Raw genomic sequence first — 22,974 nt, forward strand, 5'->3', positions numbered from 1 at the left:
CAGCGAGGGCACCACCGTGCGCGGCAGCGGGCCCTTGGGCACCGGATCGGCGGCGTGGGCGATGCCGGCGCAGGCCAGCAGGGCGCCCGCCAGGATGCCGATGCGAAACGTATTGCCTTGGAGCGTCTTGCCGGGAAACGTCTTGCTGCGAAGCGGGCGCATGGAAGGTCTTGGCGATGAGGAGCCGCGAGCATGCGGTGCGCCCCGGCCGCGGGCATGTGTCGTTAGTTAGGGCGCGCCCTGCGCGCCGGCCGCCTCGGGCATGGATGCCGTCCCCTTCGCGCGCCGTGCATCGCGCAGGGTCGCGCAGCTGCGCGCGACATCGAGCGCATGCTGCAGCACGGGCAGCCCTTCCTCGAGCTTGCGCATGCGCGGGCCGAACACGGTCTCGAATCGACGCACCTCCTCGCCGCTGCACATGCCGGTCGCGTACAGGGCCCCGACGTAGGCGCCTGCAAAGGCCACCCTGCCGCCGAGCGCGTCGAAGTCGCGGTCGATCCAGGTGCGGAACTGCTCTCGCTGCGCGCGCACGTCGGCCATCCTGCGCAACAGCGCGAAGAACTCCAGATCGTTGAGGACGCCCGGCTCCAGGGCCAGGGCCTGGCGGCGCGCCATCAGGCGCGGATCGCCGGCCCCGCCCAGCGCCTTGACCAGCTGGGTGCGCAGCGTCGCGTCCTGCGACGCGCGCAAGCGGCGCTCCGCGACGTCGAAGGCTTCCACGCCTCCGTCCTGCACCGCCACGAGCAAGGCCAGTTCGCGCAGATCCGCCGGCGCCGCGTCCGGCCGCGGCCCGGCATCGCCGTCGACGCCGAGCACCGCGCGTCCCTGCGCCGCGAGCGCGGCGCGCACCGCCTTGTCCTCGAGCGTCTTCGCGTAGAAGCCGAGCAGGCGGATGCGCAGGTCGGACACGGCCTGGTCCTCGCCGGGAACGGGCGCGTCCCCCAGCGCGTCCAGGCGCGGCCGGTACAGCGCGGCGATCTCCTGGCGCAAGCGCGTGCGCGCGTCCTCGTCCCCATCCTCGAACAGGTTGGCGTCGATCCACTCGAACCGGTCGAGCGGCGCCGTCACCGTCTCCGAGGCCGTGGCGTCCATGAGATGCGGCAACGTCGCCAGCAGCCCCGACGTGCTCAGCTGGCCGGCGTCGTAGGCGGCCAGCAGCGAGTCGGTATCGCTGCGCTGCTCCTGCGCGTCCAGCCTGCCGAACGCCGAGGACAGCGCCTGCCGCCAGCGCGGCGCGAGCGCATAGCGGTAATAGCCCGCGGCATAGGCATTGGGCATCACCCAGTCCGGACACGTGCGCGCCTGCGCCAGCGTCAGCCGCGCCTTGGCGCCTTCGAACAGCAGCGACTGCTCGCGCACCTCGCCGCCGTCGGCGTAGCGCACCACCATCGGGATGCTCCATTGCCGGACGGCCGGGTCGTCGACGCCGATCGGCAGGTAGCGGCTCTGGCGCAGCAGCAGCGCCGGCTTGTCGCCCTCGCAGTCCACGTCGACCTGCACCAGGGGCACGCCCGGCTGCTCGGTGAAGCCGCGCAGGATCCGCCGCACCGCATCGGCGCGCTCGCCGCTGTGCGCCACCATGGCCTCGATCCAGTCGTCGCCGGTGGCGTTGCCGCCGGCATGGGCGCGCAGGTAGGCGCGCATGCCCTCGCGCAGCGCCGCCTCGCCGAGATAGCGCTCCAGCATGCCGGTGATCGCCGCGCCCTTGTAGTAGGTGATCTTCGTGTAGGAACCGAAGGCCTCGTCGCCGCTGGGCACCGGCGCGCGGATGGCGGGCGCGCCGGCCAGGCTGTCGTTGGCCATCGTCTGCAGCGATCCGTCGAGCAGGAAGCGCTCCAGGTGCGACTGCGGATCGAGCATGGTGTTGAGCTTGACGCCCATCCAGGAGGCGAAGCCCTCGCTGAGCCACAGGTCGTCCCACCAGCGCATCGTCACCAGGTTGCCGACCCACTGGTGCGCGATCTCGTGGGCGATGGTCATGTGCGAACGCTTCTGCTGCGAGGCCGGCGAGTCCGCGTTGGCGAACATGTACAGGTCGCTGTAGACGATCAGCCCGGCGTTCTCCATGCCGCCCAGGTCCGGCCCGGTGAGGCTGTCGAGCTTGCCGTAGGCGTACGGCGTGCCGAAATAGTCCTCCAGCGCCGCGACGATGCGCGGCATCCGCGCCAGCGCCTCGCGCACGCGCCCGCCCTGCCCCTTCGGCGTGATCGCGCGCAGCGGCAGCGGCACGGCGCGGACCGCGCTGGCGGGAACGTCCGGCCCCTGCACCACGTCCCAGGGACCGACGCCGAACGCGATCAGATAGCTCGGCAGCGCCTCCGTGCGGCGGAAACTGACCTTCTTCCAGCCGTCGCCCAGCGGTTCGCTGTTCGTTTCGGCTCCGTTCGCCACCGCGACGTCGTCCTCCGGGACGATCAGCGCGACCTCCCACGGCTGCTTGAACCCCGGTTCGTCGAAGCCCGGGAAGGCGCGCCGGGCGCCGGTGGGTTCCATCTGCGTGACCACATAGTCGCGGCCTTCGCTCTTGACGCGGTACGCGCCCATGAACGGCCCGTACGGCGCGTCGTAGGCGATCTCGATCGTGGCCCTGCCGGCCGGCAGCGCGCGCGCCGCGCGCATCTTGAGCACGCCCGAGACATCGGCGAGCTGCGTCCGCAGCGCCACCCGCGTGCCGTCGGCCAGCACCGCCTCGGTCTTGCCGATGGTCAGGTCGCGGCCATGCATCCAGATCGTGTCGGTGGCCTGCTTCACCTCCGCCTCGATCCGCACCGTGCCGCTGAAGCGCTCCTGGCGCGGATCGATCTTCAGCTCGAGCCGCACCAGCGTCGGCACCACCGTGCGCGGCAACGGGCCGGTGGGGACCGGGTCGGCGGCCCCGGCCGGGCCGGCGGGCAGCGCCAGGACGAGGGCGAGGAGTAGGACGGGACGGAATGCGGGCATGGGCGGGCTCCTTGATCCCCTTAAGAAACCGCCAAGGCCCCGGCACCCGACCCGTCATCCGCCCGACAACGGCGGCTGCGATCATATCGATAGATTTTATCTATCGATAGTATTTTCATTATCAATTTTACATATCGATAGGCGGCGCCTAATCTAGGGGCATCCCCGGCTTGGCCGGCGCTCCCTCCCCTCCACCCACCTCAAAGGAACCTCATGTCCCTGATCAATACTGAAGTGCAGCCCTTCAAGGCCACCGCCTACCACAACGGCGAGTTCGTCGAAGTGACCGAAGCGTCCCTGAAAGGCAAGTGGTCGGTCTTCGTGTTCTACCCCGCCGATTTCACCTTCGTCTGCCCGACCGAGCTGGAGGACCTGGCCGATCACTACGCCGAGTTCAAGAAGCTCGACGTCGAGATCTACGGCGTCTCCACCGACACCCACTTCGCCCACAAGGCCTGGCACGACACCTCCGATGCGATCGGCAAGGTGAACTACCCGCTGGTCGGCGACCCCACCGCCAAGCTGGCCCGCGCCTTCGACGTGCTGATCGAAGAAGAAGGCCTGGCGCTGCGCGGCACCTTCGTGATCGACCCGCAGGGCAAGATCAAGCTGTGCGAGATCCACGACAACGGCATCGGCCGAGACGCCAGCGAGCTGCTGCGCAAGGTCAAGGCCGCCCAGTACGTCGCCTCGCACCCGGGCGAGGTCTGCCCGGCCAAGTGGAAGCAGGGCGAGAAGACCCTGAAGCCGTCGCTGGACCTGGTCGGCAAGATCTGAGTTCGGCAAGCAACACGCAACACGCATTGCGCAACACCGCGGCCGGCGCCTCGCCGGCCGCGGACTCGCCCCCAGGGGCGAGTGAAGAGGGGCGAACGCGGGCCGGTTCCCCTCCCCTCGCCGCGTCCGCCCTCGCTCCTCTTCACTCCTCCCTGTCGCCTCGCGGCGCCGCATCGCCGGCGCATGCCGCCCCATTGGATATTCCCCCATGCTCGATGCCGACCTGAAAGTCCAGCTCAAGGCCTACCTCGAAAAGATCACGCGTCCGGTGCAGCTGTCGGCCGCGCTCGACGACAGCGGGAAATCGCAGGAGATGCAGGCCCTGCTCGACGACCTCGTGCTGCTGTCGGACAAGATCACCCTGGTCGAGCACCGCGGCGGCGACGTGCGCACGCCCTCCTTCGCGGTCACCCGTCCCGGCGAAGATCTCGGCATCCGCTTCGCCGGCATTCCGCTCGGCCACGAGTTCACCTCGCTGGTGCTGGCGCTGCTGCACGTCGGCGGCCATCCGTCCAAGGCCGGCGCCGAGCTGATCGAGCAGATCGGCCGGCTCGAAGGCGAGCACGCGTTCGAGACCTACATCTCGCTGTCCTGCCAGAACTGCCCGGACGTGGTGCAGGCGCTGAACCTGATGGCGGTGCTCAACCCGAACATCCGCCACGTCACCATCGACGGCGCGCTGTTCCAGGACGAGGTCGAACGCCGCGAGGTGATGTCGGTGCCGACCGTGTACCGCAACGGCGAGGTGTTCGGCCAGGGCCGCATGGGCGTGGAGGAGATCCTCGCCAAGCTCGACACCGGCGCCGCCGCGCGCGAGGCCGCCAGGATCGACGCGCGCGCCCCGTTCGACGTGCTGATCGTGGGCGGCGGCCCGGCCGGCGCCGCGGCGGCGGTGTACGCCGCGCGCAAGGGCATCCGCACCGGCATCGCCGCCGAGCGTTTCGGCGGCCAGGTGCTCGACACGCTCGGCATCGAGAACTTCATTTCGGTGCCGGAGACCGAGGGCCCGAAGATGGCGGCGCAGCTGGAGCAGCACGTGCGCCAGTACGAGGTCGACATCATGAACCTGCAGCGCGCCGAGGCGCTGCTGCCGGGCCCGGACTACACCACGGTGAAGCTCGCCAACGGCGCCTCGCTCAAGGGCAGGACGGTGATCCTCTCCACCGGCGCGCGCTGGCGGCAGATGAACGTGCCGGGCGAGGAGCAGTACCGCAACAAGGGCGTGGCCTACTGCCCGCACTGCGACGGCCCGCTGTTCAAGGGCAAGCGCGTGGCGGTGATCGGCGGCGGCAATTCCGGCGTCGAGGCGGCGATCGACCTGGCCGGCATCGTCCGCCACGTCACGCTGATCGAGTTCGACGCCAAGCTGCGCGCCGACGAGGTGCTGCAGCGCAAGCTGCACAGCCTGGGCAACGTCACCGTGATCACCTCGGGTCAGACCACCGAAGTGCTCGGCGACGGCCAGCGCGTCACCGGCCTGGTCTACAAGGACCGCGCCGGCGGCGATGCGCACCGGCTGGAGCTGGAAGGCGTGTTCGTGCAGATCGGCCTGCTGCCCAACACCGAATGGCTGAAGGGCACGGTGGCGCTGTCGCCTCGCGGCGAGATCGAAGTCGACGCGCACGGCCGCACCTCGCTGCCCGGCGTGTTCGCGGCCGGCGACGCCACCACCACGCCGTACAAGCAGATCGTGATCGCGATGGGCGAGGGCTCGAAGGCGGCGCTGAGCGCCTTCGACCACCTGATCCGCACCACCGCGCCGGCGGAAACGGACAGCATCGCCGCGTAAGCGCGGTCCACACCAGAGGGCGGCCATGAACCTGCGCGATCTCAAGTACCTGGTCGCCCTCGCCGATCACAAGCATTTCGGCAAGGCGGCCTCGGCCAGCTTCGTCAGCCAGCCGACGCTGTCGACCCAGATCCGCAAGCTGGAGGAGGAACTCGGCGTGGCGCTGGTGGAGCGCGCACCGCGCAAGGTGATGCTGACGCCGGCCGGCCGCGACGTCGCCGAACGGGCGCGGCGCATCGTCGCCGACGTCGAGCAGATGCGCGAAGCGGCGCGGCGCAGCCAGGATCCGGAAGCCGGCACCGTGCGCCTGGGCATCTTCCCCACGCTCGGCCCCTACCTGCTGCCGCACGTGGTGCCGATGATCCGCGCGCGCTTCCCGCAGCTGGAACTGCTGCTGGTGGAGGAGAAGAGCGACGTGCTGCTGACGCGCCTGCGCGACGGGCGCCTGGACGCCGCGCTGCTCGCGCTGCCGCTGCACGAGGACCAGCTGCACGCCGAATTCCTGTTCGAGGAGCCCTTCCTGCTGGCGGTGCCCGAATCGCACCCGCTGGCGCGCCGCGACGCGCTGGACCTGAAGGAGCTGGCCGACCAGCGCCTGCTGCTGCTCGAAGACGGCCACTGCCTGCGCGACCAGGCGCTGGACGTGTGCCACCTGTCCGGCGCCAGCGAAAAGAGCGAGTTCCGCGCCACCAGCCTGGAGACGCTGCGGCAGATGGTCGCGGCCAACGTCGGCGTCACCCTGCTGCCGACGCTGGCGGTCAAGCCGCCGGTGGCGCGCTCGGAGAGCATCCACCTGCTCGGCTTCCGCGACTCCCATCCCAGCCGCGAGATCGCCATGGTCTGGCGCAAGAGCTCGGCGATGGACGCGTTCCTGCGGCAGCTGGCGGAGATCTTCCGGTCGCTGCCGAAGGACCTGCTGGAAGCGCCGGCGCGGGCGGCGCGATAGCCGGCGAAAGGTGCGGCGTTCTGCTCGCACGCGCCGTTCGGCCATGGCGCGGATGCGCGGCTTTTTTCCCTCACGAAACGGCGCCCCGTCATTCCTGCGAAGGCAGGAATGACGGAATACGGGGACGGCGGAATACCGCGCGCCGACGCTCGTCGGCGCGCGAGGTTCAAGCCTCCAGCCCGACCGGGCAGCTCACGCCGGTGCCGCCGAGCCCGCAATAGCCACGCGGGTTCTTCGACAGGTACTGCTGGTGCTCTTCCTCGGCGTAGTAGAACGGCGGCGCCGGGAACGCGATCTCGGTGGTGATCTCGCCGTGGCCGGCCGCGCGCAGCCCGCGCTGGTAGGCCTCGCGGCTGGCCAGCGCCGCCTCGTATTGCGCCTGCGTCTCGCAATAGATCGCCGAACGGTACTGCGTGCCGACGTCGTTGCCTTGGCGCATGCCCTGGGTCGGATCGTGGTTCTCCCAGAACACCTTCAGCAGCGCATCGAAGGACACTTTCGCCTCGTCGTAGACCACCAGCACCACCTCGGCGTGGCCGGTCTCGCCGCTGCACACCTCGCGGTAGCCGGCGTTGGGGGTGTAGCCGCCGGCGTAGCCGACCGCCGTGGTCTCCACGCCGGGGATCGACCAGAACTTGCGCTCGGCGCCCCAGAAGCAGCCCATGCCGAACTGCACGCGCCGCAGACCGGCGAACTCGCCGCGCAGCGGGCGGCCGTGCACATGGTGGACGTTGCGCAGCGGCATTTCGGTTTCGCGTCCGGGCAGCGCCTTCTCGGCAGCGGGCAGGCGTTGTTTGTTGGCTCCGATTCCGAACATGGGGCGGCTCCTCGGGGGGATGCCTACGATCTGCGGCTGGGCGCGGCGGATTCAAGCGCCGGCGCTAGGCCGGAGGCTCGGACAGGCGCGTGCGGCCCTTCAGGCTGGCCAGGAAGATGCCCGCCAGGGTGAACGCCAGCCCCAGCCATTCGCGCGGCGAGGTCGCCCGGCCGAACAGGCCGACATCGAGCAGGAAGGCCACGATCGGCTGCAGTAACAGCATCAATCCGACCACGGCCACGCGCAGGTGGGCCATCGCCTTGGAGATCAGCACCCAGCTCAGGCAGTGGCCGACGGCCGCCAGCGCCAGCAGCACCAGCAGCGACGACCAGGTGGGGATCGCGAACGAGGCCCCTTCCGCCGCCCCGGCCAGCCCCAGCGCCGCCGCCCCGATCAGCGAGACGACGCCCAGGACCTGCGCCACCGGCGCCGGCCGCCGCGGGTCGGTTTGCGCCACCTGCTGCGTGCGCTTGAGCCCGACGTTGAAGATCGCATAGGACAGGCCCGTCGCCAGCCCCATCCACACGCCCCAGCGGTATTCCGGCGGCAACGTCGCCCAGTTCCCGCCCAGCATCAGCCACAGGCCGAAGAACGACAGCGCGATCCCCAGCAGGAAACGCGGACCGAGCCGTTCACCGAACAGCAGCACGCCCGCCAGCGCCATGAAGAACACCTGCGCGTTGGCCAGCAACGTCGACAGCCCGGGGCCGATCAGCAGGATGCTGCGATGCCAGAGCCACAGGTCGCTGGCGAAGATCGCGCCGGGCAGCAGCGCCCACAGCCAGGCGCGGCGCGGCAACGGCTGCCACTGCCGCGCGATGCGCGCGTACAGCAGCACCAGCACGCCGCCGAACAGCAGCCGCCAGAACGCCGACACGGTCGGCGGGGTTTCGGCGATGCGCACCATCGGCGCATTGGTGCCGATCAGGATCGCGCCGACCGCCATCCACGTCAGCGCGCGGGACTCGGCCGATTTCCGGGGTGCTTGCATGGGGGACGGGGAACAGCGATGGGCGCGGGGGCCACGGACAGGCAAGCTAACACGGCGGCCGCGGCGATGGCGCAAGCCGGTTCGCGCCGCGTCGGCTAAACTGGCGGTTTCCCCCGCCACGTGCCCGCCGCAATGAGCCCCTCACCCCGCCCCGCCGCCGATCCCGCCGCCGCCACTGCCGCGCCGGCGGTGCAAGATGCCGCGCCGGTCAAGCACGACTTCATTCGCCAGATCGTGCGCGAGGATCTGGCCAGCGGCAAGCACGCGGCGATCCGCACCCGCTTCCCGCCCGAGCCCAACGGCTACCTGCATATCGGCCACGCCAAGGCCGTGTGCCTGGACTTCGGCATCGCCGAGGAATTCGGCGGCGTGTGCAACCTGCGCTTCGACGACACCAATCCGGCCAAGGAGGATCCCGAGTTCGTGCAGGCGATCCAGGACGACCTGCATTGGCTCGGCTTCGACTGGGCCAGCCTGCGCCACGCTTCGGACTATTTCGAGGTGTACTACCTCGCCGCCGAAAAGCTGGTCCGCCAGGGCGACGCTTTCGTCTGCGACCTCAGCGCCGAGCAGGTGCGCGAATACCGCGGCACGCTGACCGAACCTGGCCGCAATTCGCCCTATCGCGATCGCTCGGTAGAGGAGAACCTCGACCTGTTGGTGCGCATGCGCGCGGGCGAGTTCGCCGACGGCGCGCGCACGCTGCGCGCCAAGATCGACATGGCCAGCGGCAACATCAACCTGCGCGACCCGGCGCTGTACCGCATCAAGAAGGTGACGCACCAGAACACCGGCGACGCCTGGCCGATCTACCCGATGTACGACTTCGCGCACGCGCTGGGCGACGCCATCGAGGGCATCACGCATTCGCTGTGCACGCTGGAGTTCGAGGACCACCGCCCGCTGTACGACTGGTGCGTGGACAAGGTCGACCTGAAGGGATCGCCGGAGCTGCTGGCGCCGCTGCTCGAGCGCGGCCTGCCGCTGGAAGCGGCCAAGCCGCGCCAGATCGAATTCTCGCGCCTGAACATCAACTACACGGTGATGAGCAAGCGCAAGCTGGTCGCGCTGGTCGGCGAGGGCCTGGTCGACGGCTGGGACGATCCGCGCATGCCCACGCTGCAGGGCCTGCGCCGCCGCGGCTACACGCCGGCGTCGCTGCGCCTGCTGGTGGACCGCGTGGGCATCAGCAAGCAGAACTCGGTGATCGACTTCTCGGTGCTGGAAGGCTGCCTGCGCGAGGACCTGGACGCCAATGCGCAGCGCCGCATGGCGGTGATCGACCCGCTCAGGCTGGTGCTGACCAACCTGCCCGAGGGCCACGCCGAAACGCTGCGCTTCCCCAACCATCCCAAGAACGAGGCGACCGGCGTGCGCGAGCTGCCGTTCTCGCGCGAGCTGTGGATCGAGCGCGAGGACTTCGCCGAGGTGCCGCCGCCGGGCTTCAAGCGCCTGGTGCCCGGCGGCGACGTGCGCCTGCGCGGCGCCGGCATCGTGCGCTGCGACGAGGTGGTCAAGGACGCGTCCGGCCAGGTCGTGGAACTGCGCTGCACGCTCGATCCGGACTCGCGCCCTGGCATGGAAGGTGCCAACCGCAAGGTCAAGGGCACCATCCACTGGCTCAGCGCCGCGCATGCGGTACCCGCCGAGATCCGCCTCTACGACCGCCTGTTCTCGGTGCCCGATCCGGACGACGAGAGCGGCGGCAAGACCTACCGCGACTACCTCAATCCCGAATCCAAGCGCAGCGTGCACGGCTACGTCGAGCCGGCCGCGGCGCTGGCGGCGCCGGAGACGGCGTTCCAGTTCGAGCGCCTGGGTTACTTTGTCGCCGACCGCCGGGACCACCGCAGCGATGTGCCGGTTTTCAACCGCAGCGTGGGATTGCGGGATACCTGGAACGCCAAGGGCTAAAGCCAGGCCGGATCCGGCCGCGGAACGGACGTCCGTCGCGGCGTCCGAACGGCGCCGCGGGTNCGGGACCACCGCAGCGATGTGCCGGTTTTCAACCGCAGCGTGGGATTGCGGGATACCTGGAACGCCAAGGGCTAAAGCCAGGCCGGATCCGGCCGCGGAACGGACGTCCGTCGCGGCGTCCGAACGGCGCCGCGGGTAAGATTCCCTTCGCCGCCGGCGGTCGCCATGCGAAACGCGGCACGACCGGACCCGATGCGCGGCATTCGCGCAACCGCACGGACGCCGGCGGTTGCGCGCAAACCGCAGGGACGCTTGCGGTTGCGCGAAATCCAGGGCCGCCGGCGCGACGCCTGTTGCCAGAATCCAAGGAGCCTGTCCCATGATGCTGTACGCACAAGTCCACCTCACGCTGCCGGTCTGGGTCCAGGATGCGGTCGACGCCGGACGCGCCTACCCCACCGACCAGGACAAGGTCGCGCTCGCCATCGAGCTCTCGCGGCGCAACATCGACGCCGGCACCGGCGGCCCGTTCGGCGCCGCGGTGTTCGGCCCGGACGAGCGCATCGTCGCCGCCGGCGTCAACGTGGTGCTGCCGCAGCACACCTCGCTCGCCCACGCCGAGAACATGGCCTACATGCTGGCGCAGCAGCGCTTGCAGCGCGCGCGCCTGAATCGCAACGAGGCGGGCGAGCAGGACGGCCGCTACACCCTGGCCACGTCCTCGCAGCCCTGCTGCCAGTGCTACGGCGCCACCGTCTGGGCCGGCGTCGACCGCCTGCTGATCGGCGCGCGCGCCGAGGACGTGACCGCCCTCACCGAGTTCGACGAGGGCCCGCTGCCGGCCGACTGGGTCGGCGAGCTGAACAGGCGCGGCATCGAAGTGGTGCGCGACATCGCCCGCGACAACGCCTGCGCCGTGCTGCGCGACTACGGCACGCTCGGCGGCGCCAGGTACTGAGCCATCCCTTGAGCGGGCTCCTGTGCTATTGCCGCGCCGGCTTCGAACCGGAGCTGGCCGCCGAACTGACCGGGCGCGCCGCCGAGGCCGGCATCGCCGGCTACGCGCGCGCCGAACGCAACAGCGGATACGCCTGCTTCCTCTCGGACGACGCCGAGGCGCTGTCGCGGGCGCTGCCCTGGCGCGGGCTGATCTTCGCGCGGCAGAAACTGCGGCTGCTCGCCGAATTGCGCGCGCTCGATCCGCGCGACCGCATCACCCCGCTGCTGCACGCGCTGCCGCCCGCGCCCGCGCGCTTCGGCGCCCTGCAGGTGGAGCATCCGGACAGCGACGACGCCAAGCCGCTCTCCGGGCTGGCGCGCGCCTTCGGCAACGCGCTGCGCCCGGCGCTGCGCAAGGCCGGGCGCCTGAGCGCGACCGACGACCCGGCCCTGCCGCGCCTGCACGTGTGCTTCACCGCCGGCGACCATGCCTTCCTGGCGCTGGCCGATCCCGCCGACAGCAGCGACTGGCCGCTCGGCATCCCGCGCCTGCGCCTGCACGCGGACGCGCCCTCGCGCTCGGCGCTCAAGCTCGAGGAAGCCCTGCTCACCCTGCTCGACGCCGAACCGCGCGGCACGCGCGGCGAGGGCTCCGAAAGCGCGTCGGCATTGCGCCCCGGCATGCGCGCCGCCGACCTCGGCGCGGCGCCCGGCGGCTGGACCTGGGTACTGACCCGCCACGGCCTGCGCGTGAGCGCGATCGACAACGGGCCGCTGCGCCAGCACGTGCTCGACACCGGGCTGGTCGAGCACCTGCGCGCCGACGGCTTCCACTGGCAGCCGCCGGCGCCGCTGGACTGGATGGTCTGCGACATGGTGGAACAGCCGCGCCGCGTCGCCGAGCGCATGGCGACCTGGTTCCGCGAGGGCTGGTGCCGGCACGCGATCTTCAATCTCAAGCTGCCGATGAAAAAACGCTGGGACGAGACGCGGCTGTGCCTGGACCTGTTCGCCGCGCAGGCGGAAAAGCCGTTGCGCGTCCGTGCGCGCCAGCTCTATCACGACCGCGAAGAGATCACGGTCCACGCGACCGTGGCTTGAGCCGCGCGCGAAGACGATCGCGGCATCGCCGCCATCATGGCGGCGATGCTGCTGCCCGCCGAATCGGATCGGCCTACTGGCTGAGGCAGACCGCGTAAACCGTGATGTTCACGCTCGGCACCTGACCGCCCGTCCAGTTGTTGGTGGAGCGGATCGCCCAGCCCTGGATCGCGCCGTTCGTGGCCGGATAGGAGCCGTTGATGTACTGGTTGGGGTTGTAGTTGTTGTTGAATCCGCCGCCGCTCGCGATTTCGCCCGGCATGCACCATGCATAGTAGGTGCTCGTCGCCGATATCCCGCTATAGGACGCGTAGCGGATGTGCTGGGTGACCGCGGCCTCGGCCGCCGTCGAGGCTCCGATCATCGACAGTGCCAAGGCCAGTGCCGCCGTGCCCGTTCTGATGTTCAGCATGGTTCGTTCCTTGCGCCAGGTGGGTGGAAGGACGGCGCCGGATGCATCGCCCGCGCTCGCCTGATCGCGGTGCGATCTCCCGACATACTCGGAATCGACGGCGGGACCGGCTCATCCCGCGCGCCCGCCGGCCCTTCGACGGCCTCGAGGGCGGCGTCCGCCTTCGCCAGGCGCTCAGCGGCCGATCACCATCGTGAACATGCGATGAGCGTTATCACCAACGCATTCATGAATTTACCTCCGCTTGATGATGGCGCGCCCACGATGCGTGGTGTCCTCCTCAGCAAGGGCATGTCCATGAACATCTTCAAGCAACGCATCCTGGCATTGGCGCTGTTGGCGACTTGCGCGGGTTCGGCGATCGCCCAGGACGCGACGACCACGCAGGAGCCGATGCCGTCCACGCAGCCGCAGACGGCGCCGATGGCACCCACGCAGCCGCAGACGGCGCCGATGCCGCAGCAAGCGGCACCTCAGCCGCCGCCGCAAGCGCCGCCCGCCGCCACCGGACAGGTCACCGTGAATTCGATTCCGCCGGACTCGGTCGTGGGCGAATACAAGATCGATTTCGACGCGCTCGACAAGAATCACGACGGCTGCATCAGCCGCGCGGAGGCCAGGGCCAATGCGACGCTCACGGCGGAATTCCGCGCCGTGGACGAGAAGCACAAGGGCTGCCTCGACAAGCAGGCGCTGGCCGGCTGGATCATGTGATGCCCCGCCCGCCCGCTCCCGCGCGGAGCGGGCGCGTGCCGCGTCACCCGGCGGAGAACGGCGGCGTCAGGATCCCGCGGCGCGGCGCCACAGGGCCGCCGTCACCGGCGGCAGTTTCCCGGCCAGGCCCAGCAGGGCGCCGCGCAGCAGCGTGCGGCGCAGGCCGTCGCTGGAGAAGACGCGATTGATGCCGTCGAACGACCACGCGGCGACCGCGTTCTCGCTCTTGCGCGTGCGCGCCCAGCGCGCGAGGCGCGATGGCGAGGACCAGTCGGCGCCGCGCGCGAGGGCGGCCGCGATCGTCTCGCGCAACGCGGCGACGTCGCGCAGGCCGAGGTTGACGCCCTGCCCGGCCAGCGGGTGCACCACGTGCGCCGCATCGCCCATCACCAGCACGCGTCCGAGCTGGTAGCGGTCGGTCAGTTGCCGGCGCAGCGGGAAGGCGACGCGGCGCGACAGCGGCCGCGCCTGTCCCAGGCGCGCATCGAAGGCGCGGGTGAGCGCGTGCGAGAACGCCTCGTCGTCGAGCGCCAGCACTTCCGCCGCCCGCGCCTGCGGCAGCGTCCACACGATCGAGCTGCACGTGGAAGCGCGCCCGCCGGCGAACGGCAGGAAGGCCAGCGGCCCGTCCGGCAGGAACCGCTGCCATGCCGTCTCCTCGTGCGGCCGCTCGGTCTCCACGAACGCCACCACGCCGCGCTGCGCATAGTCGTGCGCGGCGACTTCGGCGCCGCTCAGCGCGCGCAGCGCCGAATCCGCGCCGTCCGCGGCGATCGCCAGCCGCGCCTCGAGCCGGCTGCCGTCGTCGAAGCGCAGCCGCGCGCCCTCGGCATCCTGCTCCAGGCCCTCGACCCGCAGCGGCGCGCGCACGTCCACGCCCGCCTGCGGCAGCGCGGCCCACAAGCGATCCACCAGGAGACCGTGCTCGACGATCCAGCCAAGCTCGCGCCGTCCGAGGGCGTCCGCGTCGAAATGCAGCTCCCCGCCGCCGGCCGCATCCCAGACCCGCATGTGCCGATAGGGTTGCAGGCGTTCCTCGCGCACCCGCGCCCACACGCCCAGCGTCTCGAGCAGGGCCGCGTTGTCCGGCGCGAAGGCGTACACGCGCAGGTCCGGCACGGCCGCCGACCACGGCGACGGCGCCGCCGCGTCCACCAGCGTCACGTCCAGGTCGAGCCTGGCGAGCGCCAAGGCGCAGGCCGCGCCGACCACGCCGCCGCCCACCACCGCCACGTCGGCGCGCGCGCCGCGCGATCGCCGTCCTGCCGTCCGTCCTGCCGCTGCGCGCGTCACGTCCGGCTCCTGCACAACGCCGGCACGTCGCCGCGATAACCCATCGCCCCGCCCACCAGCAGCGCCTGCGCCGAGGGCGCGCGGTCCAGCGCCAGCATGCCCAGGCTGCGCAGCGGTCGCAGCAGCGGCGCCTGGTTGGCGCTCAGCCTGGCCAGTCCGTCGGTCATCGCCAGGGTACGCTCGCGGTCCGCCTGCCGGCGCCGGGCATGGGCCGCCAGCAACGACGCATCGCCCGGGTCGCCGCGCGAGGTCTCGATCAGTTCCGCCAACGTCAGCGCATCGCGCAGGCCGAGATTGAAGCCCTGCGCGCCGATCGGGTGCAGGGTCTGCGCGGCGTTGCCCACCAGCACGGCGCGCTCGGCGGTCGTGCGCGGCGCCACCACGCGTACCGCCTCGTAGGCGCTGCGCGCGCCTACCGACAGCAAACGCCCCGCGCGCCAGCCGAAGGCCTGCTGCACCCTGCCAAGGAAGGCCTCGTCGGACAGCGCGCGCACCGCCTCGGCCTCCTCGCGGGCCACGCCGTGCACCAGGCCGTAGTGGCGGTCGGCGCGCGGCAGCAGCGCGGTCGGGCCGTCGCGGCCGAGCCGTTCGTAGGCGGTGCCGTCGGGCGCCCGCTCGGCGCGCAGCCGCGCGACCAGCAGGGTCTGCGCATAGTCGTGCGTGTCCTCGGCGATGCCGAGCGCGGCGCGCACGCCGCTGCGGGTGCCGTCGGCGGCGACCAGCAGCCGCGCGCGCAGGCTGCGCTCGCCCGCGGCGTCGGCGATGCGCACGGTCCGCGCCCCCTGCGCGTCGATCTCGGTGGCGAGGAAGCGCGCCGGACGCAGCCGCGTGAAGCGGGCGAGTTCCAGCAGCCTGGCTTCCAGCGCTTCGCCGAAATCGCGCGCCACCACCACCTGGCCGAAGGCCTCGCGGCCGTAGTCGGCGGCCTCGAGCCGGACGCGGCCGAAATCCCCCCGGCGGCTGGCGTGGATGCGACGGATCGGCGCGCCGGGCATGCGCAGCCTGGCCAGCACGCCCAGGGCCGAGAGCGCGTTGACGGTGGCCTCGGCGAAACTCAGGTTGCGCTCGTCGAACACGGCCGGCAGCGCGCCGGGCGGCGTCGCCTCGACCATGGCCACGTCCAGGTCGAGGCGGTCCAGGGCGATCGCCAGGCTGGCGCCGACCAGGCCGCCGCCGACGATGACCACGTCGTAATCTGCCTTCATCGCCACATGATAAGGCCCCGGACGGGTCCATCCGCTAGAATGGCGGCCTGACCAGCATGCCGTGCCCGGAGTTCGCCGCCCCATGAATACCAACCTGCAACGCGCCATCGTCCTGTCGCTGCTCGTGCTGCTGATGGGCGCGACCCGGACCCACTACCTGTCGCACTTCGCGCCGGTGCCGGATGCCTCCTGGGCGGTCTTCTTCATCGGCGGCTTCTACCTGCGCGCCTGGGCGCGCTGGGCCTTCCCGCTGCTGATGGCACTGGCGGTGGCCATCGACTGGATGGTGATCAGCAGCCAGGGCATCGGCTTCTGGGAGCACTACTGCATGTCGGCGGCCTACTGGTTCCTGATCCCGGCGCACCTGGCGATGTGGCTGGGCGGCACCTGGCTGCGCCGCGGCTACCACGGCGCCAGCCTCGGCGCGCTGGGCCGGCTGGCGCTGGGCGTGGTCGCGGCCACGGTGGTCTGCCACCTGCTGGCGCAGGGCAGCTTCTACTGGATCAGCCGCAACGTCGCCGACCCGACCTTCGCCGGCTGGTGGCGCAACTACACCGAATGGCTGCTGCCCTACCTGCAGGGCACCGCGACCTTCGTCGGCGCCGCCGCGGTGGCGCAGGTGGTCAGCGAGCGCATAGCCGCCGCCTCCCACGCCACGGCGCGTGATACCACGCGACGCTGATCGCGCGTGGGCAACCGGCTCTCGAAGATCTACACCAAGACCGGCGACGACGGCGGGCATGACTTGATGTCGCCGGGCGCACGTCCCGTGCGCCCGGCTCCGCATGCGACGAAAATCGTCGTTTTCGTCGCATGCCCGCAGGCGCCTGCCGGCGCCTGCGCGCCGGCATCCCTGCCTGCGTCGTCGTGCTTCGGACACCGGACCTGATTCCATGGGCAACCGGCTCTCGAAGATCTACACCAAGACCGGCGACGACGGCGGGCATGACTTGATGTCGCCGGGCGCACGTCCCGTGCGCCCGGCTCCGCATGCGACGAAAATCGTCGTTTTCGTCGCATGCCCGCAGGCGCCTGCCGGCGCCTGCGCGCCGGCATCCCTGCCTGCGTCGTCGTGCTTCGGACACCGGACCTGATTCCATGGGCAACCGGCTCTCGAAGATCTACACCAAGACCGGCGACGACGGCGGGCATGACTTGATGTCGCCGGGCGCCCGTCCCGGGCGCCCGGCTCCGCATGCGACGAAAATCGTCGTGTTCGTCGCATGCCCGCAGGCGCCTGCCGGCGCCGGCGCGCCGGCATCCCTGCCTGCGTCGTCGTGCTTCGGACACCGGACCTGATTCCATGGGCAACCGGCTCTCGAAGATCTACACCAAGACCGGCGACGACGGCACGACGGGCCTGGGCGACGGCACGCGCACGGCGAAGGATTCGGCCCGCGTGGCCGCCTACGGCACGGTCGACGAGGCGAACTCGAGCATCGGCCTGCTGCTGGCCGCCGACGGCCTGTCCGAGGACATCCGCGAGCTGCTCACCACGGTGCAGCACCAGCTGTTCGATCTCGGCGGCGAGCTGTGCATCCCCGGCCACGCCGCCATCGACGATGCCGACGTCGAGCGCCTGGAGCAGCGCCTGGACCACTACAACGAGACGTTGCCGCCGCTCAAGGATTTCATCCTGCCCGGCGGCGGCGAGGCGGCCGCACGTTGCCATGTCGCGCGCACCGTGGTGCGGCGGGCCGAACGCGAGACGGTCACCCTGTCGCGGCAGGAAGCGGTGCGTCCCCAGGCGATCCGCTACCTGAACCGGCTCTCCGACCTGCTGTTCGTGCTCGCCCGCGTGCTGGCCCGCGCCAGCGGCCACGGCGAAGTGCTCTGGGCGCACGAGCGGCGCAAACGCGCCCGCGACTGAGCCGGGAGTACCATCGGGCGGCCCCCTCTCCCGAGCCCTTCCTTGCGCATCTACACCCATTCCGCGTGCCTGCTGCACGACACCGGCCCCGGCCATGCGGAACGTCCGCAGCGGCTGGGCGCGGTGATCGAGGCGCTGCGCGGCGGGTTCGACGACCTCGACTGGCAGGAGGCGCCGCGCGCCACCCGCGGACAGCTGCTGCGCGCGCACGACGAAGGGCTGCTGGCCAGCGTGCTCGAAGCCAAGGTCGAGCAGCGCATCCAGCTCGATCCGGACACCGTGCTTTCGCAGGCCTCGGCGGAGGCGGCGCTGCGCGCGGCCGGCGCCGCCGTCGCCGCGGTGGACGCGGTGCTCTCGGACGCATGTTCGGCGGCCTTCTGCGCGGTACGCCCGCCCGGGCACCACGCCACCGCCGAGGCGGCGATGGGCTTCTGCCTGTTCAACAACGTCGCCGTCGCCGCGATGCACGCCCTCGAGCGGCATGGGCTGTCGCGGGTGGCGATCGTCGATTTCGACGTCCACCACGGCAACGGCACCCAGGCGATCTTCGCCGCCGAACCGCGCGTGCAGTATTTCAGCTCGCACCAGATGCCGCTGTATCCGGACACCGGACAGGTGCGCGAGCGCGGTGTGGGCAACATCTTCAACGCGCCGCTGCTGCCGGGCACGGGCAGCCGGCGCTTCCGCGAGGCCTGGAACGGGCGGCTGCTGCCGGCGCTGGATGCCTTCGCGCCGCAGCTGCTGCTGATCTCGGCCGGATTCGATGCGCATTGGCGCGACCCCCTGGCGCAGCTGCAGCTGGACGTGGAGGACTTCGCCTGGATCACCGGCGAATTGCGCGCCCTGGCCGCGCGCCATGCGCAGGGCCGGATCGTGTCGATGCTCGAGGGCGGCTACGACCTGCAGGCGCTGCGCGATTGCAGCGTGGCGCACGTCGCCGCCCTGCGCGGCTAGAGGCCGCGCCGCCGCGCCGGTCAGGCGCCGTTCCGGAAACGGCAGGCGGCCATTCAGCTAAGGTTTCGGCGCCCCGTCCCGGACGCCGGGCAGCCGCGCCCTTCACCGTTGCCGCTGCGCGGGCGATGCGTCAAGCTAGCGGTCGTTTTGGCTGAACGGATGCCTGCGTGCGCCGAGTTTTCCGACTGCTGCCGTTGCCGCTGTGCATCGCCTTCTCGCTCTCCGCGCAGGCTGCCGACGACCCGCCCGAGGACTACTCCCTGTGCCCGGTGGACGACGCGGTGCCGTTCTTCCCCGACGCCCAGCCTCCCAAGGGCGCGCCGGAGGACCGCGCCAACCTGCCGACCGACGTCAACGGCGACAGCGTCCAGGGCGTCAGCGGCGAGACCGTGACCTTCCAGGGCAACGTCGCCCTCAAGCGCGGCGACCAGTTCCTGGGCGCCGACAATCTCAGCTACAACCAGCAGACCGACCAGTACGTGGCCGAAGGCAACGTGCGCTACCAGGACGCCAGCATGCGCATGCTGGCCGATCGCGCCACCGGCAAGCAGGACGAGGACAAGCACAAGATCGACAACGTGCGCTACCAGCTCACCTCGCGCCGCGGCAACGGCGGCGCGAAGGAGATCCAGATGGACGGCACGCACGGCCGGCTGATCGGCTCCTCGTATTCCACCTGCCCGCCCAACGACCGCCGCTGGGAGCTGCGCGCGCCGCAGATCGATCTCGACACCGAGGAAGGCTTCGCCACCGCGCGCAATGCCACCGTGCGCATCGGCAAGGTCCCGGTGCTGTACATGCCGTGGTTCAAGTTCCCGATCGACGACCGCCGCCATACCGGCTTCCTGATGCCCAATCTCGGCCAGTCCAGCCGCAACGGCTTCGACTACCGCCAGCCGATCTACTTCAACCTGGCGCCGAACTACGACCTGACGCTCGAGCCGCGCATCATGACCAGGCGCGGCGTCGGCCTGGGCACGGAGTTCCGCTATCTGACGCGCACCGGCAAGGGCGTGCTCGACTTCGATTTCCTGCCGTCCGACGACCTGACCTCGCGCGAGCACGCCGAGGAGCTGGACGACTTCACCCGTGAGCGGTATTCGCTCGCCAACCGCCGCAAGAGCGACCGCGGCCGCTTCGCGTTCATCGGTTCGCAGAACATCACCCGCAACTGGCAGGCGCTGGCGAACCTGAGATGGGTCAGCGATCCGCGCTACCGCGACGACTTCTCCAGCAGCCTCACCAACCAGTCCTCCTACAGCAGTTCCAGCGACATCGGCCTGTACGGCCGCGGCCGCTACTGGGACGCCAGCCTGTCGGCGTCCTACTACCAGCTCACCGACTACACGCTGCCCGAGACCAGCCTGGCCTACAACCGCCTGCCCAGGCTCAATTTCAACTGGGAGCAGCCGTTCGGCCCGCGCGTGCTCGCCGGCATCAACACCGAGGCGACCCGCTTCGAGCACACCGCCGACGGTTCGACCGACATCTTCCGCACGATCACCGCCACCGCATCCGCATGCACGAACAATGGCATCACCTATCGACCTGGCGATTTTCTCGGTAATGGGGTCGAATGCCTGCAATCCGTGAAAAATAGCAAACCCGGCGGCAACCGGCTCGATTTCAAGCCTTACGTCAGCTTCCCGTTCGGCGGCGCCGGCTGGTTCATCACGCCGACGCTGGCCTGGCGCTACACCTCCTATCAGCTCGAGGGCAAGCTGGCCACGCAACTGGCGACCAGCCGCGCCTGCGCCGCCATCAACGGCTGCACCACCGCCAACCCGGCGCGCCCCACCGCGCAGCAGATCGCCGGCTTCTACGACGACAATCCCACGCGCAGCCTGCCGATCACCTCGCTCGACGCCGGCCTCTACTTCGACCGCTCGACCACCTGGGGCGGCGAAAGCTTCCTGCAGACCCTCGAGCCGCGCCTGTTCTATCTCAACGCGCCCTATCGCGAGCAGGACGGCCTGCCGCTGTTCGACACCGGCGACCTGACCTTCAGCTGGGGACAGCTGTTCCGCGACAACCGCTATTCCGGCGCCGACCGCCAGGCCGACGCCAACCAGCTCACGCTGGCCGTGACCAGCCGCTGGCTGCGCGAGTCCGACAGCCGCGAGAAGCTCTCGCTCAGCTTCGGCCAGATCCTCTACTTCGAGGATTCGCGCGTCAGGCTCAATTCCAGCAGGCCCTTCATCGAGGAAGGCAAGTCGGCGTGGGTGACCGACGCCAACTACGCGATCAACGACCGCTGGACCGTCGGCGCCTCGTACCAGTGGGACCCGAAGAACAGCACCAAGGATCTCGCCAGCCTGCGCACGCGCTACCTGGTCGGCGACAAGGGCATCGTCAATTTCGCCTACCGCTACCGCCGCAACCTCGGCTACGACCCGAACAGCGCCAACGAGGACATCCGCAATCCCGACCTGCTCGAGCAGGTCGACCTGTCGTTCCTGTATCCGATCAACCAGACCTGGAGCGTGGTCGGACGCTACTACTACTCGATCCGCGACAAGCAGCTGCTGGAAGGCATCGCCGGCATCCAGTGGGACAGCTGCTGCCTGTCCGCGCGCCTGGTGGGGCGCAGATACGTGCGCAGCGGCCGGGAAGAAAGGATGAACAGCTCCATTCAGTTCGAACTGGAACTGAAGGGCCTGGGCTCGGCCGGCCAGAAGACGGAGAGCCGCTTGCGCCGTGCTATTCTCGGCTATTACCGCGACGACCTCTATCTCGTCCCGCCCGATCAGATCAGCAACGACGGCGCGAACAACGACGACGACCCCACCGACACCCTCATCCGATGAACAGACTGCTCGCCTCCGCCCTCGCCGCCGCCCTGTCGTTCGGCACCCTCGGCGCGTACGCCCAGACGACCCAGCCGCTGGACCGCATCGCCGCCGTCGTCGACGAGGACGTGGTCCTGCAGAGCGAGCTCGACCGCGCGCTCAACAACGTGCTCGCGCAGTACGCCAACCGCCAGGACCAGTTGCCGCCGCGCGACATCCTGCAGCGCCAGGTGCTGGAGCGCCTGATCCTGGTCAAGCTGCAGTCCGCCGACGCCGCCCGCCAGGGCCTGCGCGTGAGCGACCAGGAAGTGGACGCCGCCATCAACAACATCGCCGGCCAGAACAAGCTCACGCCCGACCAGCTGCGCCAGCAGCTCGCCCGCGACGGCATGTCGTTCGACGACTTCCGCAGCTCGCTGCGCGACGAGATCCTCACCCAGCGTTCGCGCCAGCGCTTCGCGCAGAGCCGCATCAGCGTCAGCGAAACCGAGGTCGACGCCGGCCTCGCCGCGCTGGCCAAGGGCGGCACGCAGTACCACCTCGCGCACATCCTGATCGCGCTGCCCGACGGCGCCACGCCCGAGCAGATCGCGACCGGACAGAAGAAGGTCGACGGCATCAAGGCGCTGATTGACAAGGGCGAGATGACCTTCAACGCCGCGGCGGTGCGCTACTCCGACAGCCCGAACGCGCTGGAAGGCGGCGACCTGGGCTGGCGCAGCAGCGACGAGATCCCCAACGCCTTCGCCGGCACCATCACCAGCCTGCAGCCCGGCCAGATGCTCGGCCCGCTGCGCGGCCCCAGCGGCTTCCAGCTGGTGCAGCTGATCGAAACCCGGCAGGCCGACCAGGCCGCCGCCGCGCAGACCGTCACCCAGTACCAGGCGCGCCACATCCTGGTCCGCCCCGGCAGCGCCGAGGGCGACGACGCCAAGGCCAAGGCCAAGGCCGAGACCCTGCGCGCCCGCGTCGCCGGCGGCGCCGACTTCGCCAAGACCGCGCAGGAAAGCTCCGACGACACCGTGACCAAGGACAAAGGCGGCGAACTCGGCTGGTTCACCCAGGACCAGTTCGGTCCGGAATTCGGCGCCCAGGTCGCCGCGCTGCAGGACGGACAGGTCTCGCAGCCGTTCAAGACCCAGGCCGGCTGGCACATCCTGCAGCGTGAGGCCAGCCGCCAGACCAGCGTCACCGACGAGAACAAGCGCGCCCAGGTCCGCGAGAGCATCGGCCAGCGCAAGCTCGAGGACGAATGGAACCGCCACCTGCACGAGCTGCGCGGCGATGCCTTCGTCGACATCCGCACCGGCGCGCCGGCGGCGGATGCCGCTCCGGCCACGCCCGCTCCCGCCGCGCCGGCCGAAACCGCGCCGGCCCCGGCCTCGCAGAACGGCGGCTGATTGCCGCCGGGCCGGACCGCCCCCGTCCGGCCCCCTCCTGCGCCCATGCCAGGCCTTAAGATGCCGGCATGGCGCGTGAATCCCGATCCGTGACGGGCCGCTCCGGGCCCCGGAGCCGTC

At 70.6% G+C, this 22,974-nt stretch carries 20 protein-coding genes; 14 read left to right on the forward strand and 6 right to left on the reverse strand.

The window, feature by feature from the left end; translation table 11 throughout:
- Positions 1–228: 228 nt before the first annotated feature.
- Positions 229–2,940 (reverse strand): M1 family metallopeptidase, encoded by a 2,712-nt coding sequence (locus MD221_RS16080; protein ID WP_242112977.1) that lies wholly within the window; start codon positions 2,938–2,940, stop codon positions 229–231.
- Positions 2,941–3,153: 213 nt separating this feature from the next.
- Between MD221_RS16080 and ahpC the strand changes: the two genes are divergently transcribed.
- The 3 genes from ahpC to oxyR all read left to right on the forward strand — a co-directional run bounded on the left by ahpC (position 3,154) and on the right by oxyR (position 6,452).
- Positions 3,154–3,717, forward strand: coding sequence for an alkyl hydroperoxide reductase subunit C (gene ahpC / locus MD221_RS16085; protein ID WP_242112978.1), 564 nt, complete (start codon positions 3,154–3,156; stop codon positions 3,715–3,717).
- A gap of 208 nt (positions 3,718–3,925) precedes the next feature.
- Positions 3,926–5,506, forward strand: a complete 1,581-nt coding sequence (gene ahpF / locus MD221_RS16090; RefSeq protein WP_242112979.1) for an alkyl hydroperoxide reductase subunit F — start codon at positions 3,926–3,928, stop codon at positions 5,504–5,506.
- A gap of 25 nt (positions 5,507–5,531) precedes the next feature.
- On the forward strand, positions 5,532–6,452 hold the full coding sequence (oxyR, locus tag MD221_RS16095) for a DNA-binding transcriptional regulator OxyR (protein ID WP_242112980.1): 921 nt from the start codon (positions 5,532–5,534) through the stop codon (positions 6,450–6,452).
- A 166-nt stretch (positions 6,453–6,618) separates the two neighbouring features.
- On the opposite strand, the gene msrA is transcribed toward oxyR, so the two are convergent.
- Both msrA and MD221_RS16105 read right to left on the reverse strand, forming a co-directional pair.
- Complete coding sequence (gene msrA, locus MD221_RS16100; protein WP_242112981.1) at positions 6,619–7,269, reverse strand: peptide-methionine (S)-S-oxide reductase MsrA; 651 nt, start codon at positions 7,267–7,269, stop codon at positions 6,619–6,621.
- 64 nt (positions 7,270–7,333) lie between these two features.
- Positions 7,334–8,260, reverse strand: a complete 927-nt coding sequence (locus tag MD221_RS16105) for a DMT family transporter (protein WP_242112982.1) — start codon at positions 8,258–8,260, stop codon at positions 7,334–7,336.
- A gap of 132 nt (positions 8,261–8,392) precedes the next feature.
- On the opposite strand from MD221_RS16105, the gene MD221_RS16110 reads away from it, so the two are divergent.
- The 3 genes from MD221_RS16110 (at position 8,393) to rlmM (ending at position 12,217) form a co-directional block, all read left to right on the forward strand.
- On the forward strand, positions 8,393–10,174 hold the full coding sequence (locus tag MD221_RS16110) for a glutamine--tRNA ligase/YqeY domain fusion protein (RefSeq protein WP_242112984.1): 1,782 nt from the start codon (positions 8,393–8,395) through the stop codon (positions 10,172–10,174).
- 385 nt (positions 10,175–10,559) lie between these two features.
- Positions 10,560–11,135 carry a nucleoside deaminase gene (locus MD221_RS16115; protein ID WP_242113033.1) on the forward strand — a complete coding sequence of 192 codons (576 nt, stop codon included), beginning with the start codon at positions 10,560–10,562 and terminating at the stop codon, positions 11,133–11,135.
- An 8-nt stretch (positions 11,136–11,143) separates the two neighbouring features.
- On the forward strand, positions 11,144–12,217 hold the full coding sequence (rlmM, locus tag MD221_RS16120; RefSeq protein ID WP_242112986.1) for a 23S rRNA (cytidine(2498)-2'-O)-methyltransferase RlmM: 1,074 nt from the start codon (positions 11,144–11,146) through the stop codon (positions 12,215–12,217).
- Between the two features lie 73 nt (positions 12,218–12,290).
- Here the strand turns inward: rlmM and MD221_RS16125 are convergent, their stop codons facing one another.
- Positions 12,291–12,629 (reverse strand): hypothetical protein, encoded by a 339-nt coding sequence (locus tag MD221_RS16125; RefSeq protein ID WP_242112988.1) that lies wholly within the window; start codon positions 12,627–12,629, stop codon positions 12,291–12,293.
- A 264-nt stretch (positions 12,630–12,893) separates the two neighbouring features.
- Between MD221_RS16125 and MD221_RS16130 the strand changes: the two genes are divergently transcribed.
- Positions 12,894–13,343, forward strand: a complete 450-nt coding sequence (locus MD221_RS16130) for an EF-hand domain-containing protein (protein ID WP_242112991.1) — start codon at positions 12,894–12,896, stop codon at positions 13,341–13,343.
- Between the two features lie 66 nt (positions 13,344–13,409).
- Here the strand turns inward: MD221_RS16130 and MD221_RS16135 are convergent, their stop codons facing one another.
- Entirely contained in the window at positions 13,410–14,636 is a 1,227-nt protein-coding gene (locus MD221_RS16135; protein WP_277928925.1) for a UbiH/UbiF family hydroxylase, read from the reverse strand.
- A complete protein-coding gene (ubiH, locus tag MD221_RS16140) occupies positions 14,633–15,841 on the reverse strand; it encodes a 2-octaprenyl-6-methoxyphenyl hydroxylase (RefSeq protein ID WP_242112992.1) in 1,209 nt (402 codons plus the stop codon). The genes MD221_RS16135 and ubiH overlap by 4 nt, the downstream gene beginning before the upstream one ends.
- An 82-nt stretch (positions 15,842–15,923) precedes the next feature.
- Between ubiH and MD221_RS16145 the strand changes: the two genes are divergently transcribed.
- The 7 genes from MD221_RS16145 to MD221_RS16175 all read left to right on the forward strand — a co-directional run bounded on the left by MD221_RS16145 (position 15,924) and on the right by MD221_RS16175 (position 22,854).
- Positions 15,924–16,523 carry a hypothetical protein gene (locus tag MD221_RS16145; RefSeq protein WP_242112993.1) on the forward strand — a complete coding sequence of 200 codons (600 nt, stop codon included), beginning with the start codon at positions 15,924–15,926 and terminating at the stop codon, positions 16,521–16,523.
- Between the two features lie 211 nt (positions 16,524–16,734).
- Positions 16,735–16,935 carry a hypothetical protein gene (locus MD221_RS16150; RefSeq protein WP_242112994.1) on the forward strand — a complete coding sequence of 67 codons (201 nt, stop codon included), beginning with the start codon at positions 16,735–16,737 and terminating at the stop codon, positions 16,933–16,935.
- Positions 16,936–16,939: 4 nt separating this feature from the next.
- The gene (locus MD221_RS16155; RefSeq protein ID WP_242112995.1) at positions 16,940–17,140 is read left to right on the forward strand and encodes a hypothetical protein; all 201 of its coding nucleotides are present in this window, start codon (positions 16,940–16,942) and stop codon (positions 17,138–17,140) included.
- Positions 17,141–17,144: 4 nt separating this feature from the next.
- The gene (locus MD221_RS16160) at positions 17,145–17,711 is read left to right on the forward strand and encodes a cob(I)yrinic acid a,c-diamide adenosyltransferase (protein WP_242112996.1); all 567 of its coding nucleotides are present in this window, start codon (positions 17,145–17,147) and stop codon (positions 17,709–17,711) included.
- A gap of 42 nt (positions 17,712–17,753) precedes the next feature.
- Complete coding sequence (locus MD221_RS16165) at positions 17,754–18,665, forward strand: histone deacetylase family protein (protein WP_242112997.1); 912 nt, start codon at positions 17,754–17,756, stop codon at positions 18,663–18,665.
- Between the two features lie 167 nt (positions 18,666–18,832).
- Positions 18,833–21,472: an LPS-assembly protein LptD gene (lptD, locus tag MD221_RS16170; RefSeq protein ID WP_242112998.1), complete on the forward strand. Its 2,640-nt coding sequence runs from the start codon at positions 18,833–18,835 to the stop codon at positions 21,470–21,472.
- Positions 21,469–22,854, forward strand: a complete 1,386-nt coding sequence (locus MD221_RS16175; RefSeq protein WP_242113000.1) for a peptidylprolyl isomerase — start codon at positions 21,469–21,471, stop codon at positions 22,852–22,854. The genes lptD and MD221_RS16175 overlap by 4 nt, the downstream gene beginning before the upstream one ends.
- The last annotated feature ends 120 nt before the right edge of the window (positions 22,855–22,974 follow it).

The sequence above is a fragment of the Luteimonas aquatica genome (genome assembly GCF_022662575.1).
In the GTDB taxonomy this organism is placed as follows: Bacteria; Pseudomonadota; Gammaproteobacteria; order Xanthomonadales; family Xanthomonadaceae; genus Luteimonas; species Luteimonas aquatica.